This window comes from Synechococcus sp. RC10A2 (assembly GCF_047502605.1).
The window spans coordinates 1-19,112 of record NZ_JANSHP010000074.1 but is presented as its reverse complement, the minus strand read 5'-3'; the positions used below and the strand labels follow the sequence as shown (position 1 = coordinate 19,112).

The window sequence follows — 19,112 nt, the reverse complement described above, 5'->3', positions numbered from 1 at the left end:
AATCATGGGTTCGGCCAAAGAGCAGACGAGATGACAGAAGCAGGGATCCGACGCCTTCCTGCTGAGGTAGCCGCCAAGATGGGGAGCTGGCGGCACGGCTATGCCCTCACCAATGGTATTCAACTGCACTACGTCAGCCAGGGGGAAGGGGAGCTGGCCATCTTGCTGCATGGTTTCCCGGAGTTTTGGTACTCCTGGCGGCACCAGATCCCGGTGTTGGCGCAGCGGTTTTGCGTGGTGGCCCCCGATCTACGCGGCTACAACGATTCCGACAAGCCGGATCACGGCTACGACCTAGATACCCTCACGGCGGATGTCCGCGGCCTCCTGGATCACTTTGGGGCCAAGAGGGCGGTAGTGGTGGCCCACGACTGGGGAGGAGCCATTGCCTGGCACTGGGCGCAATTTTTCCCCGACGAGATCCGCAAGCTGGCCGTGCTCAACTCTCCTCACCCAGCTTGCTTTCGCCGGGAGTTCCTGACCAATTTGGACCAGATGCGCCGCAGTTGGTACTTGTTTTTCTTCCAGTTGCCCTGGCTGCCGGAGTGGGTGCTCCAGTGGAACTTGGGCGATTGGGTGCAGCGCATCTTCCGAGAGACCTCGGTGCGCAAGAGTGCCTTCACCCGACACGACCTGAAGATCTACCAAGAGGCTCTCGCCAAACCCAAGGTGCTCACCTCTGCCCTTAACTACTACCGCCACCTGTTTAGCCTGCCCACTCTGCAGAACCTGTTTTTACAGCCCCTGCGGCAGATCCTCGCCCCCACCCTGCTCATTTGGGGAGAGGAAGACTTTGCCCTCAGCCGCGAGCTGACCGAGGGAATGGATCCCTTTTTCCCCAACGGCATTCGCAAAGAATACATCCCCGAGTGCGGCCACTGGGCGCAGCAGGAGGCGCCGCAAACCGTGAATCGGCTGCTGATGGAGTTCCTCTAGGTGTCAAGTTGGGAGAGCTTTACCAGCCCCAGGGGTTCACCCTAGAATAATCCACTGAATTCTAGCAGGGGAAACGGCATGGCCCTGGAGTATCCGCCCCATCTGCGCTATGTGGACACCCACGAGTACATCCGCGTTGAGGATGACATTGCGGTGATTGGGATCACGGCTTATGCCGTCGATCAGCTCGGGGATATTGTCTTTGTCGGCCTGCCCGAGGAAGGAACAGAGATTGAAAAGGGCGAAAGCTTTGGCTCGGTGGAATCCGTTAAGGCGGTCGAGGATCTCTATGCCCCTGTTTCGGGGGAAGTGGTGGCAGTGAACAAAGCAGTGGTGGACAGCCCAGAGAGCATTGCCGACGATCCCTATGGCGATGGCTGGCTGATCAAGGTGCGCATGACCAACCCGGAAGATCTCGACGACACGATGAGCGCCGAGGCCTACGCCAGCTTGGTAGAAGGATCCTAAGCCCTACAGCAACACTTCCCGGTTGCCCCCTTGCATCTTGGCCCGGTAGAGGGCTTGGTCGGCTGCCTCTAGAAAGCTTTGGACGGAAGTTTCTGCTGAAAGGCTGAGCAAAGAGGCGACGCCAATGCTACAGGTGAGGTGGATAACTTCTGCTCCCACCTGCAGAGGGAGGGATTGGACGGCCTGCCGCAGGCGCTTGGCCAACTGCAGGATTTGAGCTTCCGGAACCCCGCGCACCATGAGGACAAATTCGTCGCCCCCTAGCCGGGCCAGCAGATCCTCGCGGCGAACCTGATCCTGCAGTTGTTGGGCTACTTGGATCAGGGCTTGATCCCCGGCCAAATGCCCCCAGCGGTCGTTGATGAGCTTGAAGTTGTCCAAGTCCAGGTAAAGCAAGTGGAGGGGAAAGCTATGGCGGCGGGCAAAAGCCATCTCCCTCTGCAGGTGCTCTAGGAAAAACCGACGGTTGTGCAGCCCCGTGAGCGGGTCGTAGAGAGCGGCGGCAGCGACCTGGAAAAAGAAAGCCTCCTCCAGCCGGTCATAATAGGCAAACTGCAGGAGGCTATTCCCCAGCTGGATGCGATCCCTATCCGCCAAAACCCGGCAATTTACCCGTTCCCCATTGACATAGGTGCCGTTGAGGCTGCCGAGATCGATGAGGACATAGTTTTCCCCTTCCTTCCTCAGCCGGCAGTGCAGCCGAGAGATGGTGTGGTCGGAAAGCTGAACGTCGGCCTGGGGGCTGCGCCCCACTACTGCAGTCTCCCCCAGGCGGAAAGTCCTGCCCCTATTGGATCCCTGAAGCACCGTCAAAAAGGCGCCCACTGCTTTCCTCTCCACCTCCAGCCCGTAGGTTTCCAGGGGCACGGGGGTGGTTGGTTCTTCCGGAGAAGTATCCACAGGCGTAGGGATCCCCTAGCTGAGTTAACATGTCTTTTCCGTATTATGACGGGTATCATGCCAGCCTGGCTGCTTTCTTCCGCAAAGTTGGCCAGCTCTGGGGAAAATCTCCCAGAGGTCTTCCTTTACTCCAGCCCTAACCGGTGGCGGAAGTAGGGGATGGTCAGCTCCAGGCCCACTGGCAAAGGGATCTGGGGCTCCCACCCCAGCAGGGCGCGGGCCTTGCTGATGTCGGGCCGGCGCTGCCTGGGATCGTCGGTTGGGAGAGGCCGGTGGACGATGGGAGAAGAGCTGCCGGTGAGGGCCAAAATCTGCCGAGCCAACTCTAGAATGGTGACCTCCTGCGGGTTGCCCAGGTTAAAGGGGCCGGGATAAGGGCTGTTCATCAGGCGCACCAGGCCCTCGATGAGGTCGGAGATGTAGCAGAAGCTACGGGTCTGGGAGCCATCTCCATAGACGGTGAGGGGATCCCCGCGCAGCGCCTGGACGATGAAGTTGCTGACCACACGACCATCGTCTTCCCGCATGGCGGGCCCATAGGTGTTGAAGATGCGGGCCACGCGGATCTCGGTTTGGTGTTGCCGCTGCCAGTCAAAGGTTAGGGTTTCGGCCAGGCGCTTGGACTCGTCGTAGCAGGCCCGCGGGCCGATGGGGTTGACATGGCCCCAGTAGTCCTCCGGCTGGGGATGCACCTGGGGATCCCCGTACACTTCTGAAGTGGAGGCCAGCAGGAACCTGGCCCCCGTTTTCTGGGCCAGCTCCAGCAGGTGGTAGGTGCCCCAGACGCCGGTGCGGATGGTGCGGATGGGATCCGCCTGGTAGTGGGGCGGCGAGGCGGGACAGGCCAGGTGGTAGATTTGCTCAATTCCCGCTTTCTCCAGCTCCGGCGGCAGCGGCTCGGCCACGTCGTGCCACAGCAAGGTCAAGGCAGGGTTGTTGCGGTGGGCCTGCAGGTTCTCCTCCCGCCCCGTGTAGCCGTTGTCGAGGCAGATCACCGTGTGGCCCTCCTGCAGCAGACGGCTGACCAGATGGGAGCCGATAAACCCCAAACCACCCGTAACCAGGATCTTCACCAGCCCACTCCAATCAGGGTAATGCCCGCCTGCTGAACGGCCTGCCGGTCAAGGCAGTTGCGGCCGTCGAGGATGAGGGGCCGCCGCATCAGCTCGGCAAGGCGCCGGTAATCCAGCGACAAGAACTCCGGCCACTCGGTCACCAGCACCAGGGCGTCGCAATCCTGGGCCAGGCGGAACACGTCCGTTTCCACCACCACGTGGGCCAGGCCCTCCCGCATCCCTGAAGCCGACACAATGGGATCATAGGCTTTTACCTTGGCCCCCAGCCGGTGGAGCTGCTCGATGAGGGTCAGGGACGGCGCATCCCGCAGGTCGTCGGTGTGGGGCTTGAAGGTGAGGCCCAAAAGGCCAATGGTCTTGCCCTTAAGCACCTTAAGAGCCTGCTGCAGCTTTTCCACCAAGCGCTGCCGCTGCTCGCGGTTGACCTCGACGGTGGCCCGCAACAGCTTGGCCTCATAGCCGTAGTCGGCTGCCGTCTGGATCAAAGCGGCCAGATCCTTGGGAAAGCAGCTCCCTCCCCAGCCTAGACCAGCGTTGAGGAAGGCGCGGCCAATGCGCTTATCGAGGCCGATCCCTTCGGCCACCTGGGTGATGTCGGCGCCAGTGCGCTCGCAGATGTTGGCGATCTCGTTGATGAAGCTGATCTTGGTGGCCAGGAAGGCGTTGGCCGCATATTTGATCATCTCGGCCGAGGCCAGGTCGGTGACCAGCAAGGGCACGGGATCCCCGCCCAAGCCCTGCTGGCGGCTGAGGATGGGCTCGTAAAGTTGCCGCAGGATCTCGATGGCCCGGGGGCTGTTGGAGCCAATCACGATGCGGTCGGGGTAAAAGGTATCGTGGATGGCGCTGCCCTCCCGCAGAAACTCGGGGTTGCTCACCACGTCGAAGGGCGGCACCCAGGAAGACCTGTCCAAGGTAGCCAGGGAGGAGGGGGTAGGATCCCCCCCAGCCAGGGCCATCTGTTGGCTGCTTAGGCGCTGCTGGACAGCCTCGGCGGCGCCGTCGAGGATGAGCATGCGCACCCAGTCGCCGGAGCCGATGGGCACGGTGGACTTGTTGACGATGACGCGGTAGCGGTTGTCCAGGTGCTGGCCGATCCCTCGCGCCACGGCCTCTACGTAGCGCAGGTCTGGCTCGCCGCTGGGCAAAGCCGGGGTGCCCACGGCAATGAAGATCACTTCGCTGGCCTTCACCCCCAGGCCCAGGTCGGTGGTAAAGTGCAGCCGGCCAGCCTCGGCGCCTTCCCGCACCAGCTCTTCCAGGCCGGGCTCGTAGATGGGCAGACGACCTCGCTGCAGGTTTTCGATTTTGACAGGGTTGTTGTCTATACAAATAACGCTGTGGCCCAGGTGGGCCAGACAGGCGCCGGTTACCAACCCCACATAGCCAGCTCCCACGACCGCCATGTCCATGGCCGCCTCCCCCTCGCGTCGGTGCTTGGTTCTAAAATACCCCGCCGGCCCGCATTCCCTATCCCCTCGAAGAAGGTCGGCCCCTAGGGGGAGTCGGTGGCAAAATAAAGCTGAACCGGCTTGGTCTGAGGCTCCCCAGCGGTGAGCTTCCCCGATTCTGCTGCCATAGCCAGCCGCCGTCAGCGCCAGGTGCAGAGGGTGCTCTATGTCACCCTGGGGCTCAATCTTTTGGTGTTTTCGGTCAAGTTGATCCTGGGATTGGCGACGGGATCCCTCAGCTTGGTGGCCGATGCCCTGCACAGTGTTACCGACAGCGCCAGCAACATTCTTGCCCTGCTGGCAGCCCGCTTTTCCTCGCCAGAGCCGGACGAAGACCATCCCTATGGCCGCAGCAAGTTTGAGGCCATTGGAGCGCTGGGGATCGCCGCCTTTTTGGGAGTGGCCAGCTTCGAGATCCTCAGCGCAGCGGTGGGGCGGTTTTTTGCACCCCAGCCGCCGCAGCTCCGGATCGAGGGGTTGACCTTGACGCTGATGCTGGGCGTGCTGGGGATCAACCTCTTCGTGGCCGTCTATGAACGTTTCTGGGGCAGGGCGCTGGCCAGCTCGCTGCTCTTGGCCGATGCCCGCCATACCCTCAGCGATGTCTGGGTAACCCTGACGGTATTGCTGGGTCTGGCCGGGATCCACTTCTGGGGGATCCCTTGGCTGGACCAGGTGCTGGCGGTGCCGGTGGGGCTGCTGGTGTTCTGGAGCGGCTGGGAAGTGCTGCGGGAAAACGTTCCCTTCTTAACCGACCGGGTGGCTATCCCCCCCAAAACCTTGCGGGAGCTGGTTCTCAGCCTGCCCGGGATCCTCGACTGCCACGACATCACCTCCCGCGGCATCCCGGGGCAGATGATCTTTATCGAAATGCACATGGTGGTGGAGCCGCTGGATGTGGAGTCGGCCCATCGCCTTACCGAAGCGGTGGAGCAACTGCTGCAGCAGCGCTACGGGCCGGTGCGGGTCACCATCCACCTGGAGCCCTACTCCCACATCGAGGGATCCCGTTCCTAGCCACAATGGGCCTTGCATTCCTTGCTCTGCGTGGGTTTAATGGGGGTAGATTTCCCCCTTCGGGGGGATTCCTAGAAAGTGGAAAGAAAGTGGAAAGAAAGTGGAAAGCCCGTCCTCATAGCCAAAAGCTCGGTAGTAGCGGGGAAACTCTGCCAATGCCTCGGGCTGGGGCACGTCGTGGTTGCCGGGCACCACAAAAGCCGGAAAAGGTAAACGGGCCAGCCGCTCTGCCAACCAAGCGTGGTTTTCTGGCTCCCCGTGCTGGGTCAGATCCCTCGGCAGCAGCAAAAAATCCAAGAGCAACTGCATCCGGTGTTGCAAAACCTGCTCCAGAGCCGGGATGCTTAGCTTCACCAAATGAAACCGGTTGAGATGATCCCAAAGGACAGATCCGGCGCAAGGCCCGATTGCCCCTGGGGGGATTCCGGTCTTTTGGCAGAGGATCTCCGGGATAACCTCGGCAAGGCCACCTTACAGGTGACGGCTGGGGAGGCCGACGGGGAGCAAATCGAGCTGAAAAAGCCCAATCTCTAACTCTGATTACCAACTTCGGCCGCGAGCCGGAGCAGCCTCAGCAGCCGAAGCCCACCCTGCCTGGGATTAGGGCCGGCTCTAACAGCAAGGGCTAGAAAGTGCCTCGGGATCTCGATCCACCACGTCGGGATCCTGTTGTGCTGAGCCGGCAGAGGGAAGGGAACCCGAGGTTTTACCGGAGTGAAGTGGGCTACCTCGCCTCTAAAGCTGTGTTAAGATTTTGCGTAACTTCAAGAGAGCTGGCGCCTTTCAGATCCGGTAGGGGATTTCGTCAGCGGTGCGTAGCACTATGGGCAAGGTTTTGGTTTTAAATGCCTCCTACGAGCCGCTCAACATCACCAGTTGGCGCAGAGCTGTTGTCCTTTTGCTCAAGGGCAAGGCCGAGCAAATCGAGCACAATGGCAAAGTAGTCTACGGCAACATCCCTCTGCCCACCGTCATCCGCCTGCGCCACTACGTTCACGTTCCCCACAAGGAGATCCCCCTGACGCGGCGCAATGTCCTCTACCGCGATGGGCACTGCTGCCAGTACTGCGGCTGTTACGGCGAAGACCTAACCCTGGATCACGTGATCCCGCGCTCCCGCGGCGGTGAAGATACCTGGGAGAATGTAGTCAGCGCCTGTGTGCGCTGCAACGTGAAAAAAGGGAATCGCACCCCTTGGGAGGCCGGCATGCCCTTGCTCCGCCAGCCCCGCCGCCCCCACGGCACCCTTTACTTTGAAATCTCCAAAGCCGTCGGCAGCGGATCCCATCGGGAATGGCTGAAGTACGCCATCGGCCTGGAAGGGGATCCGCCGCCGGAGCTGGCAGTCAAGCCCGCCTAGCTCCCAAGGCTAAGGATGCAGGTCTGAGACCGGCGCTGCTTTGGAAAGGGGAGGAGAGGTGGTGGCCGGGATCCCCAGCTCGATCCAGCGATGGATCAGGGCGTTGACCTCTTCGGGGCGCTCATCGTGAGGGCAGTGGCCGGCCTCCAGGAAGTATTCCACCGCCTGAGGGTAGTGAGCCCGGTAGAGCTTAGAGCGCTCGCGGACCCGCATCCAGGGATCCCGTTCGCCCCAAATCAACAACAGGGGGCGCACCAAGCTGCGCAGCAGCTCGTCCACATAGCGCCCCTTCTGCCCGCCCCGCATCAGGGCCACGAACACATCGGCAGCCCCCGGATCCCGCGTGGGGCGATGAATGTCTTCCACCAGTTGATCCGTCACTGCCGCCGGGTCGTAATAGACCTGCTTCAGCTTGGAGCGAATCACCCGCGGCTGCCGCAAATACTGAAACAATAGGTAAGACACCAGGCGCTGGCGCAGGCCCCAGCCTACCAGGCCACCCAGCCATTGCCGCCAGCCAGATGGGGATCCCTTAACCGTGGAAAAGCCGCCTGCCCCGTTAAGCAGCACCACCCCCCGCACCCACTCCGGCCACTCTGCCGCCAGGCTGAGCACCACATAGCCGCCCAGGGAGTTGCCAATGGCCACCACAGGCCGCCGGATCACCTGTTGACAGAAATCCCGCAGTTGATCCCGCCAGATCTCGGCGCGATAGTCCCAGTTGGGCTTGGCCGAACGGCCAAAGCCGAGCAAATCGATGGCATAGACCTGGTAGTGTTGAGCCAATTCGGGAATGTTTTTACGCCAGTGGTCGGTGGAAGCCCCAAAGCCGTGCACCAAAAGCAAAGGCTGCCCCTGCTCGCCCTGTTTGACGTAATGGACGGATTGCCCCCGCCAAATCCAGCGTGCCGAGATAGGAGTGGCCGATGCCGATGTTGAAGCCATAGAGGTCGCTTGTAAGCTTTTGTTATTTAAGCTTTTCTTATTCTAGATTCTTTTAGATTCTGCTCGGCCGACTCTGGAGCTGTAGCCGAGCAGCGTATCCTAAACACGGATTGGACTCGCAGCATGATCGCGTTTTTGAGCGGCCACCTCGTCGCCATCGAATGGGGAGAGCGCAGTAGCCTCACCGTTGAGGTGCAGGGGATCGGCTATCGGGTCAAGGCCCCGGCGCGTTTTCTCAAGCAACTGCCCCCCATCGGAGAGCCCGTGCGGGTGTTTACCCACTTGGTGGTGCGAGAGACCGAGCTGGTGTTGTACGGGTTTGGCTCGCCAGCCGAGCGCGATGTGTTTGTGGAGCTCATCAAAGTTTCGGGGGTGGGGCCGGCTTTGGGCTTGGCTCTGCTGAATACCTTCGGCCTGCCGGAGCTGGTTCAGGCAGTGGTGACCGAAAACGTGCGCCTACTTTCCCTCACGCCAGGGGTAGGGCACAAAACGGCCCAACGGCTAGCCTTGGAGCTGAAAACCAAGCTGGCCCACTGGCGACAAGGCCTGGAGAACGCCGATCGCCCCCTGGCCGGCGGGCCGCCTCCGGCCATCCGGGAAGAGGTGGAAATGGCCTTGCTGGCCCTCGGCTACAGCCTCCAAGAAATTCAAGCGGCCCTGCAAGCTTTGCCCTCCCAACCCCGCCCAACGGAAGAGTGGCTGCGGGATGCCATCACCTACCTCAGCCGGCAGCCATGAGCCCTCCGGATCCCCAGCAGCGCCGCATTGGCATTCTGGGCGGCACCTTCAACCCCGTCCACCACGGCCATCTGATCATGGCGGAGCAGGCCCTCTGGCAGTTCAACCTGGATCAGGTGCTGTGGATGCCGGCAGGGGATCCTCCCCACAAGCCCTTGGCCGCCGGCGCCAGCAAAGCCGATCGCCTGGCCATGGTGAAGCTGGCCATTGCCGACCACGAGCGCTTTGCCTGCTCCGACCTGGAGATCCGCCGTCCCGGCCCCTCCTACACCATCGAGACGCTGCGCAGCCTGATGCAAGAGCAGCCGGATACCCAGTGGTATTGGATTATCGGCGTGGATGCCCTGCGGGATCTGCCCCAGTGGTACCAGGCGGAAGAATTGGCCCGCCTCTGCCATTGGATTGTTGCCCCCCGTATCGATGCCGGCGACGCCGCCCAAGTGCTGCGGTCGGTGGCCGCAAAGCTGCCCATCCGGGCAGCAATCCTGGACGCCCCCACCCTAACGCTCTCTTCCACCTACCTGCGCCAGCAAATCCAAAAGGGGGGATCCATCCGCTACCTGGTGCCCCCTGCTGTGGAGCACTACATTCGCCAACACCGGCTCTACCTCGACCCTTGAAGAAAAAAAGAGGAGGGATCCCTCCTCTCCGATAAACCCGTTCACTAGAGCAACAGCCCGCCCAACTTTTTCCCAGCCAGGAGGGGCTGAAGAGAGGCTGTTTCGCTGAAAGTAGGAAGGCTTGTCTCAAATGAAAATTGCAACCCAACCTGCCGATGGCTTAGTAAGCCAAGCCCATGCTGCGGGTGGTTTCGGGGCCAAGGTAGACGCGGATGCTCAAGAAGTCCGTGGGGCAGGCAGTCTCACAGCGTTTGCAGCCAACACAGTCTTCGGTGCGGGGGGCTGCGGCAATCATGCCGGCCTTGTTGTTCCCCTTCCAGGGCACCATTTCCAACACATCAGTAGGGCAGGCCCGCACACACTGAGTACAGCCGATGCAGGTGTCGTAGATCTTGACCGTGTGAGCCATTAGCGTTCTCCAGTCGAGCTGTTTGAAAGATTAAAAAAAGGTTTACCGAAGGGCGTGGCAGCAACACCACTGCACGGGTGGCTTCAGTGTACTGTAGTCCTGCCAAACCACCCCGATCTGCGATCCAAATGTTCAAACAAATTTACATCCCCAGGGATCCCTTGCCGCGCCGACGGGAAGGTCGCCCTCGCGGTTGGGCTAGGATTGCCTGAGGAAGGACAGGGCAAGGATCCTACGAATGGGACGCTCGCTGCGGAATTGGAGAAGGCAAACTCGAAGCCAAATGCACCGCCTGGGGCCCGTTTTGGCCGGCATTCTCCAGGAAATCTATGCGGAGAACATACCTCGCCTGCGCCGCTGGGATCGGCAGCTCACCGACTGGGTGTACAGGCGTGGCTGGAGGGTGGATCCTTCCTTGCCCAAGGTGGCCATCTACGTGTTGGGCGCAGTGGTGATCCTGGCGATTCCAATTCTCACCTTGGCAGTTTTAGTGGCTCTCGCGGCCTTTCTTGCCATCCAAATAGCCCAAAAGTGGCCCCAGGAAGCCCGCCGTTATCTTCCCAGCGCCGACGAGGAAGACGACTCCGATCCCCGCCAAGGGGACTGGGACTATTGACAGGCTAGCCGTCCCTGCCCTAAAGCGGGGCATCGCCCTCGGGCGGACGGGGCGAGTCTTTTTGGCTGCTAAGGCGCTGCTTCATCCGTCTGACCAGCTTTTGCTGGGAGTGGCTTTCCAGCCTGTTGAGGCCGAGGGCGCCGGCCAGGATCCCTAACTGTAAGGCCAAGCTGGGCAGGGTGGTCTCCAGATCCCGCCCTGCCAAGGCTCGAAAGAAAAATACAAATGCCCCGATGGTGGCCGAAAAACCCACCGCCAGGTAGACAAAGCGCCGCAGACTGCGGTAGGGGGCGGCCAGTTCCGTGAGCAGCCTCACCCGATCTGCCGCTGGATCCCGACCTGGGGGCAGGGGCGAGCCAGGTTTTGGGGAAGGTTTGGGCTCCGATGTTGCCACGGCTACACCTCCTCGGGCAATAGTAGGGGATCCCGGCCAGAAATCGCCGCCAAGCTTTCCTCGGCAGCCCGACAGGCAGCCAGAATATCTTGCTCTTCCCCGCCCAAGTAGACGCGGCCAAAGCTGCCAAAGGGCATCACTTCGAGGATGTTGATGCGGGCCGATTTTTCTGCCTCGTTGGCGGCCAGGGGGGCATAGCCTGCCGGCTGCACCTCCAGGATGTAGAGGGTTTGGCCGGCTAGGAGCATCTGGCCGCGGCGGAAACGGTTGATCAACTGGGTTTGGTGGGGATCGATGTTGCGAATGATCTGGCTGGAGATGATGCGCGGCCTGAGGCGCTCCTTTTCGCTCACCCCCAAAGCCGCCAGGATGGCCCGACCGGCAGTGCGGGTATCCCCCTGGTTGCTGGAGTGTACCTCCAAAAGGCCGTAGAGGCGCTCCACCACCTGCAGCCCCGGCCTTACCGAGGTGGCTTTGAGGGCGATGTCCATAACGCGGTTGATCTCGATGCCGGGGGAAATCTCGACCCAGAGGGAAGTATCCCCTGGCAGAGGCAAAAAGCCCTGGGCCACCGTGCCCAGATAAGCAGCGTACTGGGGCTGGAGCCGATCCAAAAACACGTAACTGCGCAGGTCAATCCCCAAAGGAGTTCTCCCCCCTGTCTGTTGGGCTGGGTTGGACGTCGGACGACGGGGCCGGCATTCCTCCCTTTCTAGTCTCACGCCATCTCTTGGCTTTTGGGGAGAACAGCAGTTCGGTATCCCAACTTTCCCCTGCTACAGGTCACCCTGAGCCACTACCTTCACCGTTGTCAAGGCTTCCAGGTCGATGGGCCCGCGCACGTGCAGCCGCTGGGTGGAAATGCCCAAAGACAGGTCGCGAAACGCTCCCAAGGTGGGGATCCCGGCTCCCCGGCCTGCCGAGAGGGGAGAGGTGTTAATGTGGATCAGGGCGGCATCCACCTCCTGGAGAAAGCGCTGGGCTGCCGATTGGCTGTCGGTGAGGATCGTCTCCGATTGACGACAGCCATTTTTGTTGATCCAGGCGATCGCCTCCGTCAGGTCGGCAACGGGCTGGAGGCGCAGATGAGGCCGTTCTGTGGAGTCAAAGCCTTCCCCCAGCGGCTGAAGCTGGGGGAATCGCTCCAGAATGGGGGCTGCTGCCTGTATATCGATCCCTTGACCCAGCAAGTCTTCAATCAGGGCGGTCAGATGATGGGCGGCCCAATCGGTGTGGATCAGCAGCCAAAGGGTGAGGGGCTGATAGATCGGGATCCCTTCTGGGCCATAGCGAGCCAAGGGATCCAACAAAACCGACTTCACCAAAGGCCAAGGAGCGGTGCGATCCACATAGATGTGGCCGTACCCCAGATGCGTGACCAGAGTCGGCACTTTGCTGGCCTGCAACAGGAACTCCACCCAGCCGGGGCGACCGCAGGGGATCACCAGATCCACATAGCGGGTTTGCTGCAACAACAGCAACAGTGGGGAATCGGCCTGGGGATCGGTCGCTTGGTCTTGGGCGGGGAGGGTTTGAATGGCCCCTTCCGGGATCCCGTGCTCGTAGGCGGTCTCTGCCAACAGGTTGACCAGGGCCTGATGGGTTTTCTGGATGGGGCCGCTGCCGGCCAAGATCACGCCATTGCTCGTCTTGAGACACATGCCAATGCCATTCAAGGCAAACTCGGGGTAGATCTCGTAGACCAAGGCGATCAGCCCCAAAGGGACGCGGTAGCGGCCAATAAACAGCCCGTTGTCCTGACGGCACCCCCTCTCCAGGCTCCCGATGGGATCCGGCTGTTGGGCCAGGAGAGCAAGCAACTGGGCGGATCGCTGCAGGCGCTCGGGGGTAAGCTTGAGGCCGTTGAGGATCCACTCCGGCAGGGTTTGCTCGCGGCAGCTTTCCAGGTCGAGGGTATTGGCCTCCAACAGCAGCTCGGAGCGCTCCAGCAAACGGCGCGAGAGAGCCAGCAGGGCCTGGCGTTTGGTTTCGCCGCTCAAGCGCTGGAGCTGAGGCAGCAAGCGGCGCACCTGGCGCAGGGTGGTGCTGAGGTCAAAGGCTGAACCAAAATCGGTCACTCGCTTCCCTCCTGCCCGGCTGACCGACGACAGACCTGCTCCTGACCACTGCTAACAAGAAATGGCTAGATCCACAAGGGCTGAAACTAGGGATCCCTGGCAACGATCCCAAGCATCTCAAGGCCGCCGCAGCAGCAGGATCGCCGTCACCATCAACAGCGTCAGCAACAGGCAAAGAATCAGGAACCAACTGAGCAACTGGGCTTGGCTGGGGAAGAGCAACACGCCCAGAAACCCCACCGCCAAAGCAACCCCCAGGCTGAGGGTGAGGCCCAAGAGCGCAGATCCCTGGAAAGTGCTTTGCCGGTGCAACACCCACTGATGGCCGTTCCAGAACCAGATTTTACGGTAGGGGTAGGAGACGGCCAGTTGCTCAATGTGCAAACGGTCGGGGGTGATGGCGAAAATATGCTGGCAACGGCTGCAGCCAAAAGCCTCAGTCAGGGTAATCAGGCGCAACTGACCTTGGTGGCAACAGGGGCAGGGGTAAATTTTGGTGGGCTCGATGGGCTGAGCCACTCGCAGGGACGATTTCTGCCGAGGCCACTTGTGGGGAGAGGAAAACGCCACAGCTCTCAGTCGGTGAGAAGTCGGGATCCCTCACATCCTATCCTCAAGAAAGCAGGGTCAAGCCACCCAGAGATGGTGGACGTAGCGCCAGGTCAAGATCTGGTTGAGGACGAGGAAGATCAGGCCCAGAAGCCCATAGCCCAGCTTGAGAACTCTGCTTAGGTGGGGGCGCGCCCACAGGGGAAGGAAGCCGAAATCTGTGTGCTTGGCCCAGTGCAGGAGGGCCAGCACTTGCACGAGGTGAACCGGTAGGCAGTAGCGAATCATGCTTCGCTGGCCTAGGGGACTCATGCCGGCTACAGCGATGTAGAACATAGCCCAGGCAGCTAGGTGAAACCCCAGCCGCTCCTGCCAGCGCCGGCTCTTACCGGCCACGACACTCAAACCATCCAGCAAGCCTGTAACAACTAGGGATCCCAGCGTAACAGACACAAACAGTTGGCTGAGAGCATCAGACCACAGGCCAGGATCCTGCAGCGGTGCAGAAGGAGAGAGCAAGACCTGCCATCGCTCAGGGGAAAGAACATAGGTATGAGCCTGGAAAAGGGCTTGGTAATTGGCCTGGACGCCGGTAAAGTAGCGCTGCATCTCCATGTAGAGATCCCAGCGACCGAAGCGGAGCTGACAGTAGAGGAAAAAACTCAGCCCCCCCAACAAGGCCAAAACAACGGCGCCTGCCGTCCAAAACCAACGGCGGGATAGCCGCAGCAGGGGAACCAGCGCCACCGGCAAACCCACAATGCGGGTGGCACTCATCGCAAAACCGTGGATCCCGGCCAGGAGCCCTGCCTTCATCGAATTCAAGCAGGCCAACCAGTAGAAAAAACCCAACAAGCTGGCCATGAAGAGGGATTCGCTGTAGCCCACGACAAGGTAAAAACTGCTGGGATAGACCAAGATAATCAGACTTGCCAAAACTTGCCAAAGAGTGGGGATCTGCCAGCGGCGGTAAAACAGGAAAAGGTAAATCCACATCAGCCAGCAAAAGAGCTGGGCAGTGAGATAAAGCCCCAGTTCAGGGTCAACTCCCAACAGGCGGCTCATGGCGGCCACCGCCAGGGGATAGCCTGGAAAGAAGGCCACATTGCTCTGCTCGTAGGCAATCTTGTCAAAGCCCACAAACTGATACCCCCGCTCCACAATGCTCAGGTACCAGTAGCTATCGCGCTGGCTCAGGGCTGTAAAAGCAGAAGCACAGCTGCCGCGTTTTGTCCAAAGGTATATCGCCAACACCTGTAGGATAGTCAGCGCTAAGCCCAGCAAAAAAATCCGAGTAGGAAAGCAAACTAAACATTTGCGAATCTGCTGCAACGGAGGGCCAGGGCGCAAACTCATCAGCTTCACCACCAAGGTTCGATCAAGCCACCCAAAGATGCTGGACGTAGCGCCAGGTGAGGATTTGGTTGAGGGCAAAGAAGACTAAAGCCAAGATCCAGTAGCCCAGCCTCAGGACACTGTCAAGATAGAAACGCACCTGTTGGGGGATGAAGCTGAAATCGGTGTATCTGATCCCATGCAACCAGGCCAGCACCTGCAGGATGTGAACTGGCAGGCAGTAGCGGATCATACTTCTCTGGGCCACGGCACTCATGCCAGCCACGGAAATAGAGAACATGGCCCAGGCAGCCAAATGAAACCCCAGCCGCTCTTGCCAGCGCCGGCTCTTGCCGGCCAGGACACTCCACCCATCCAGCAGGCCTGTAATAACTAGGGATCCCAGCGTGAGGAGAACAAACAGTTGACTGAGGGAAATGGCCCATATCCCAGCCCCCAAAGCCTCGGAAAAGGAGAGCAAGGACTGCCAATAGCCACTAGAAAAGAGGGGGGCATAAGTACGAGGTCGAATAATAGCCAAATAATCGAAAGAACTGGGGCCAAAGTAGCGCTGCATTTCCAGGTAGAGATCCCAACGGCCAAAGCGGAGCTGGCAGTAGAGGAAAAAGCCCAGCCCACCCAACAAGGCCAGAACAACAGCGCTGGCTGTCCAAAACCAAGGGTGGGATAGTCGCAGCAGAGGAACCAGCGCCACCGGCAAACCCACAATGCGGGTGGCGCTCATCACCAAACCGTGGATCCCGGCTAGAAACGCCGGCCAGGGAGCGTTCAAGTCCATGGACCAGTAGAAAAAACCCAGCAGGCTAGCCAGAAACAGAGACTCGCTGTAGCCCACTACCAAGTAGAAGCTACTGGGATAGACCAGGATGATTAAGCTGGCCAAAACTTGCCCAAGAGGGGGGATCTGCCAGCGGCGGCAAAACAGGAAAAAGTAAATCCACATCAGCCAGCAAAAGAGCTGGGCAGTCAGATACAGCCCCAGTTCAGGGTCAACTCCCAACAGGCGGCTTATGGCGGCCACCGCCAGAGGATAGCCCGGAAAGAAAGCCACGTTGCTCTGCTCGTAGGCAATCTTGTCAAAGCCCACAAACTGGTACCCTCGCCGCACAATGCCCAGGTACCAATGGCTATCCCACTGGGTTAAACCCTTGAAGATGGAAGCATAGTCATCCTCCTGGCTCCAAAAGGAGATCAAGAAAATCTGCAGCAGCGTCAAAGCCACAGCGGGAAGCAAAACTTGGACGGCAAAAGAGACCAGATGCTGCCGGCTGTGCTGCAAGAGGTGGCTAGGAGGGAAGCTCATTGTCGCACCTTTGCGGGTGGGGATGGCACTTTAATCTCCTCTTGGTAATCGTCATCGGAGTTCACCTGCCAGAGATCGTGGCTGCCGGGTTGGAGAATGTTCTCAGCAGCCAGCAGGCCCATCAGCAAACTGTGATCTTGGTTGTTATACTTAAACGAGCCGTAGCGGCCTACCAGTTGCAGATTTTCAAACTCGCCAAGATACCTCTGCAAAATGGCCAAGTCTTCTTTGTAGCTGCCGGCGTAGATGGGATAGGTGCGGGGCAGGCGCACCACAAAGCCACCGCAGATCTTCTGATCCTGGAGCAGGCCAATTTGGCGCAGCTCCCTCTCAGCCAAAGCCAGCAATTCCTCCTCAGGGGCTTGCCACAAGGGATCCCCAAAGTTGCACCAATACTCACAGCACAAGGGGGTTTGTTCTCGGTTGGGGAGCATAGCCGGCGACCAATTGGCGAAGTTGGTTACCCGACCGACCTGCACTGTTGGGTCGTTGATATACAGCCAGTTATCGGGGAAAAGCTGGGATCCCTCCACAATCAGATAAACCAAAACGGTGTTGCGAAACTTGAGGTTGCGGGCTGCCTGCAGTACCTCTGGAGGAGGCAACTCCTGTAGGCTCTGCACCAAAACTGTCAGAGGGATCGAGGAGATGACGTGGGAGGGGGAGACCCATGTTTCACTTCCATCCTGAAGATTGCGCAATTGCAGCTCGACAATCCGGGATCCCTCATGCCTAAGGGCAATGACCTCTGTATTTAGCCAAACTTTTTGACCTTCGGCCAGCAAAAACTCCTGCATTTTTTCGTAGAGCTGGCCGGATCCCAGCCGAGGAAACTGAAACTGATCGATTAGAGATTTCACCAAACCTCGATTCCACCCCAATGCTTTTCGTATGGCCTCTCCAAGACTGAGACCTTTGATGCGCTGGGCAGCCCAATCAGCACTGATCTCGGTGCAAGGGATCCCCCAGAGCTTTTCCGTGTAGCTCTTGAAGAACATCTGAAAAAGCCGGCTACCAAATTTTCCCTTGACCCAGTCGGCAAAGTTCTGGGGAGCTGGGTGCGGGATAAGTTGGGCCCAGAGGTAGGAAAGAACAATGAGCAGGCTTTCCCACCAGCCAACTTTGCGCAGGACTTCCCAGGCTTGAATGGGGTACTGAAAATAGTGCTTGCGGTAGTAGATGCGGGTAAGCCGCCGGACAGTCACTTGTTCGGATCCCAAAACCTGGTTCCACAGCTCCAGCACCGCTGGGATCTTGGTAAAAAAGCGGTGCGGGCCATAGTCGAGAATGAACCCCCGGTAGCAAATGCTTTTGGCCAAGCCCCCAACCCTGTCTTCCCGTTCCACTACCACCACAGGGAAGCCCAGTTGGGTCAAGCGGTAGGCAGCCGCCATGCCCGCCGGCCCTGCTCCCAGAATGTAGATGGGATCCCGCATCTGGCCTTGCGCTCGCCTTCAAGCCTTGCCGACATTGTAGTACCTGCGAAACCCTGGGAAAATAGGCAGAGGAGGCTGCGGCTGGAGGCTGGCCTGTGCTGTTGACCAAGGGCTTTGAGGTAGAGATGTACACCGGCACCGCCGCCGGAGAAGTGGTGGGGTTGTCGGATCGCATCTGCCAGGCTTTGCCGGGGTTTGTGCGAGAACCAGATCGGCGCAACGTCGAGTACATCACTCCGCCCCTTCGCCGCTACGAGGATCTGCTCTGTGCCCTGCTGCGGCCTCGGCTGCAACTGCGGCAATTTTTGCGCCGCCTTGGCCCCTACACCCTGTTGCCGGGGAGCACGCTGGCTTTGGGCGGCAGCGACCACTTTGAGCGCTCGGATCCGGACAACCCCTACCACGACTACATCGAGCGCACCTACGGCACGCGGGTGGTGACCGCCAGCATTCACATCAATGTTGGCCTGCCGGATAGCGAGGCCATTTTTCTTGCCTGCCGTTTGCTGCGGGCGGAAGCTCCCCTGTACTTGGCCCTGAGCGCTTCTTCTCCGTTTCTGGACGGCCAGGTGACAGGCTACCATTCCAGCCGTTGGCAGGTGTTTCCCAAAACGCCGGCCCAGGTGCCCTTCTTCCGGGATCACGCCCATTACATCGCCTGGATGCGGGAGCAACTGGCCCTGGGCACGATGCAGAATGTGCGCCACCTCTGGGCCTCTGTGCGGCCCAACGGCCCAGAGCGGCCCTACCATCTCAACCGGGTGGAGCTGCGCATCTGCGACCTGGTGGCAGATCCGGTGATGACCCTGGCCATCACTGCCTTGGTAGAGGCCCGTCTCTGGCAGTTGCTGGCCCAGCCAGAAGCGCTGGATCCCTTGCGGGGGCCTTTGACACCGACGGAGCTGGAGAGCCTTTGCGAGGCCAACGAGCAGGCCGCTGCTCGCGAGTCCTTGCGAGCCCGTCTGGTCGATTGGCGCACGGGCCGAGAACGGGTGGCCCAGGAGTGGATTGAAGAGCTGCTGACCGAAGCGTGGCGCCTCGGCCAACCCCAGGGCCTGGGCTGCTTTTTGGCTCCCCTGCAAACTCTGCTCCAACAGGGCAACGAGGCCCAGCGCTGGCTGAAGCAGGTCGACCAGGGATCCACACCCGCCCAGGTGTACCAACGGGCCATTCAGGAGCTGGCCGAACAAGACCGAGAAAGACAAGAGACCCTCTGCCAGCTTGTTGGCTAAGCCTTTGCCCAACGGTGGGCGCTTCTCAGTCCGGTGCCTGCCCCCCACCAGATCCCCAGTTCAAACCTGACTTAGATTCGCCTAGACAGGCTCCACCACTTCCCCTAGGGCTTGCCGAGCCACACAAAAGGATAGCTTGGTAGCCCCGCACTTGAGTGCGGGGCGGAAAAGCTCGCTAGCGACTTTGGTCGCTTACCCATGATGGGGGTCGTTGATATAGTTTCATAG

21 protein-coding genes are annotated in these 19,112 nt (G+C 60.1%); 8 read left to right on the top strand and 13 right to left on the bottom strand.

Annotated features, from left to right (window positions below; translation table 11 throughout):
• Positions 1-30 precede the first annotated feature (30 nt).
• Together NW848_RS10590 and gcvH are read left to right on the top strand one after the other, a co-directional pair.
• A complete protein-coding gene (locus NW848_RS10590; protein WP_414402578.1) occupies positions 31-936 on the top strand; it encodes an alpha/beta fold hydrolase in 906 nt (301 codons plus the stop codon).
• Between the two features lie 78 nt (positions 937-1,014).
• Positions 1,015-1,404 carry a glycine cleavage system protein GcvH gene (gene gcvH / locus NW848_RS10585; RefSeq protein ID WP_099812456.1) on the top strand — a complete coding sequence of 130 codons (390 nt, stop codon included), beginning with the start codon at positions 1,015-1,017 and terminating at the stop codon, positions 1,402-1,404.
• Positions 1,405-1,407: 3 nt separating this feature from the next.
• On the opposite strand, the gene NW848_RS10580 is transcribed toward gcvH, so the two are convergent.
• From NW848_RS10580 to NW848_RS10570, 3 genes are all read right to left on the bottom strand, one after another.
• Entirely contained in the window at positions 1,408-2,304 is an 897-nt protein-coding gene (locus NW848_RS10580) for a diguanylate cyclase (protein WP_414402577.1), read from the bottom strand.
• A 125-nt stretch (positions 2,305-2,429) separates the two neighbouring features.
• Complete coding sequence (locus tag NW848_RS10575) at positions 2,430-3,377, bottom strand: UDP-glucuronic acid decarboxylase family protein (protein WP_414508717.1); 948 nt, start codon at positions 3,375-3,377, stop codon at positions 2,430-2,432.
• Positions 3,374-4,792, bottom strand: coding sequence for a UDP-glucose dehydrogenase family protein (locus tag NW848_RS10570; protein WP_414508718.1), 1,419 nt, complete (start codon positions 4,790-4,792; stop codon positions 3,374-3,376). The genes NW848_RS10575 and NW848_RS10570 overlap by 4 nt, the downstream gene beginning before the upstream one ends.
• Before the next feature lie 141 nt (positions 4,793-4,933).
• Between NW848_RS10570 and NW848_RS10565 the strand changes: the two genes are divergently transcribed.
• A complete protein-coding gene (locus NW848_RS10565; protein ID WP_011429393.1) occupies positions 4,934-5,848 on the top strand; it encodes a cation diffusion facilitator family transporter in 915 nt (304 codons plus the stop codon).
• A 36-nt stretch (positions 5,849-5,884) separates the two neighbouring features.
• On the opposite strand, the gene NW848_RS10560 is transcribed toward NW848_RS10565, so the two are convergent.
• Positions 5,885-6,202, bottom strand: coding sequence for a metallophosphoesterase family protein (locus NW848_RS10560; RefSeq protein ID WP_414388783.1), 318 nt, complete (start codon positions 6,200-6,202; stop codon positions 5,885-5,887).
• A 469-nt stretch (positions 6,203-6,671) separates the two neighbouring features.
• Between NW848_RS10560 and NW848_RS10555 the strand changes: the two genes are divergently transcribed.
• Positions 6,672-7,208: an HNH endonuclease gene (locus tag NW848_RS10555; RefSeq protein WP_414508719.1), complete on the top strand. Its 537-nt coding sequence runs from the start codon at positions 6,672-6,674 to the stop codon at positions 7,206-7,208.
• A 9-nt stretch (positions 7,209-7,217) separates the two neighbouring features.
• On the opposite strand, the gene NW848_RS10550 is transcribed toward NW848_RS10555, so the two are convergent.
• Positions 7,218-8,153, bottom strand: coding sequence for an alpha/beta fold hydrolase (locus NW848_RS10550; RefSeq protein ID WP_011429396.1), 936 nt, complete (start codon positions 8,151-8,153; stop codon positions 7,218-7,220).
• A gap of 123 nt (positions 8,154-8,276) precedes the next feature.
• Between NW848_RS10550 and ruvA the strand changes: the two genes are divergently transcribed.
• A complete protein-coding gene (gene ruvA / locus NW848_RS10545) occupies positions 8,277-8,891 on the top strand; it encodes a Holliday junction branch migration protein RuvA (protein ID WP_011429397.1) in 615 nt (204 codons plus the stop codon).
• Positions 8,888-9,511, top strand: a complete 624-nt coding sequence (gene nadD / locus NW848_RS10540; RefSeq protein WP_011429398.1) for a nicotinate-nucleotide adenylyltransferase — start codon at positions 8,888-8,890, stop codon at positions 9,509-9,511. Before ruvA ends, nadD begins: the two co-directional genes overlap by 4 nt.
• Before the next feature lie 160 nt (positions 9,512-9,671).
• Here the strand turns inward: nadD and psaC are convergent, their stop codons facing one another.
• The gene (psaC, locus tag NW848_RS10535) at positions 9,672-9,920 is read right to left on the bottom strand and encodes a photosystem I iron-sulfur center protein PsaC (RefSeq protein ID WP_011429399.1); all 249 of its coding nucleotides are present in this window, start codon (positions 9,918-9,920) and stop codon (positions 9,672-9,674) included.
• Between the two features lie 283 nt (positions 9,921-10,203).
• Here psaC and NW848_RS10530 point away from each other — a divergent pair, with 283 nt between their 5' ends.
• A complete protein-coding gene (locus NW848_RS10530) occupies positions 10,204-10,536 on the top strand; it encodes a hypothetical protein (RefSeq protein ID WP_099812451.1) in 333 nt (110 codons plus the stop codon).
• Between the two features lie 19 nt (positions 10,537-10,555).
• On the opposite strand, the gene NW848_RS10525 is transcribed toward NW848_RS10530, so the two are convergent.
• From NW848_RS10525 to NW848_RS10495, 7 genes are all read right to left on the bottom strand, one after another.
• Positions 10,556-10,930, bottom strand: coding sequence for a DUF3493 domain-containing protein (locus NW848_RS10525; protein ID WP_011429401.1), 375 nt, complete (start codon positions 10,928-10,930; stop codon positions 10,556-10,558).
• Between the two features lie 2 nt (positions 10,931-10,932).
• Positions 10,933-11,574, bottom strand: coding sequence for a hypothetical protein (locus tag NW848_RS10520; RefSeq protein WP_011429402.1), 642 nt, complete (start codon positions 11,572-11,574; stop codon positions 10,933-10,935).
• A gap of 132 nt (positions 11,575-11,706) precedes the next feature.
• Positions 11,707-13,008: a gamma-glutamyl phosphate reductase gene (locus NW848_RS10515; RefSeq protein ID WP_414402573.1), complete on the bottom strand. Its 1,302-nt coding sequence runs from the start codon at positions 13,006-13,008 to the stop codon at positions 11,707-11,709.
• Between the two features lie 117 nt (positions 13,009-13,125).
• Positions 13,126-13,527 (bottom strand): hypothetical protein, encoded by a 402-nt coding sequence (locus NW848_RS10510; protein ID WP_240530346.1) that lies wholly within the window; start codon positions 13,525-13,527, stop codon positions 13,126-13,128.
• A 108-nt stretch (positions 13,528-13,635) separates the two neighbouring features.
• A complete protein-coding gene (locus NW848_RS10505; RefSeq protein ID WP_414401900.1) occupies positions 13,636-14,811 on the bottom strand; it encodes a hypothetical protein in 1,176 nt (391 codons plus the stop codon).
• Positions 14,812-14,935: 124 nt separating this feature from the next.
• Complete coding sequence (locus NW848_RS10500; RefSeq protein WP_414402572.1) at positions 14,936-16,216, bottom strand: hypothetical protein; 1,281 nt, start codon at positions 16,214-16,216, stop codon at positions 14,936-14,938.
• Positions 16,213-17,652 (bottom strand): NAD(P)/FAD-dependent oxidoreductase, encoded by a 1,440-nt coding sequence (locus NW848_RS10495; protein WP_414402571.1) that lies wholly within the window; start codon positions 17,650-17,652, stop codon positions 16,213-16,215. Before NW848_RS10495 ends, NW848_RS10500 begins: the two co-directional genes overlap by 4 nt.
• A gap of 95 nt (positions 17,653-17,747) precedes the next feature.
• Here NW848_RS10495 and gshA point away from each other — a divergent pair, with 95 nt between their 5' ends.
• Entirely contained in the window at positions 17,748-18,884 is a 1,137-nt protein-coding gene (gene gshA / locus NW848_RS10490) for a glutamate--cysteine ligase (RefSeq protein WP_041438083.1), read from the top strand.
• Positions 18,885-19,112 lie beyond the last annotated feature (228 nt).

Bases quoted from the DNA above. Each gene is read 5' to 3' on its own strand.
- NW848_RS10550 (WP_011429396.1), bottom strand. From the start codon at position 8,153: ATGGCTTCAACATCGGCATCGGCCACTCCTATCTCGGCACGCTGGATT.
- NW848_RS10570 (WP_414508718.1), bottom strand. From the start codon at position 4,792: ATGGACATGGCGGTCGTGGGAGCTGGCTATGTGGGGTTGGTAACCGGC.
- NW848_RS10500 (WP_414402572.1), bottom strand. From the start codon at position 16,216: ATGAGCTTCCCTCCTAGCCACCTCTTGCAGCACAGCCGGCAGCATCTG.
- NW848_RS10530 (WP_099812451.1), top strand. From the start codon at position 10,204: ATGCACCGCCTGGGGCCCGTTTTGGCCGGCATTCTCCAGGAAATCTAT.
- ruvA (WP_011429397.1), top strand. From the start codon at position 8,277: ATGATCGCGTTTTTGAGCGGCCACCTCGTCGCCATCGAATGGGGAGAG.
- NW848_RS10495 (WP_414402571.1), bottom strand. From the start codon at position 17,652: ATGCGGGATCCCATCTACATTCTGGGAGCAGGGCCGGCGGGCATGGCG.
- NW848_RS10590 (WP_414402578.1), top strand. From the start codon at position 31: ATGACAGAAGCAGGGATCCGACGCCTTCCTGCTGAGGTAGCCGCCAAG.
- gcvH (WP_099812456.1), top strand. From the start codon at position 1,015: ATGGCCCTGGAGTATCCGCCCCATCTGCGCTATGTGGACACCCACGAG.
- nadD (WP_011429398.1), top strand. From the start codon at position 8,888: ATGAGCCCTCCGGATCCCCAGCAGCGCCGCATTGGCATTCTGGGCGGC.
- NW848_RS10555 (WP_414508719.1), top strand. From the start codon at position 6,672: ATGGGCAAGGTTTTGGTTTTAAATGCCTCCTACGAGCCGCTCAACATC.
- psaC (WP_011429399.1), bottom strand. From the start codon at position 9,920: ATGGCTCACACGGTCAAGATCTACGACACCTGCATCGGCTGTACTCAG.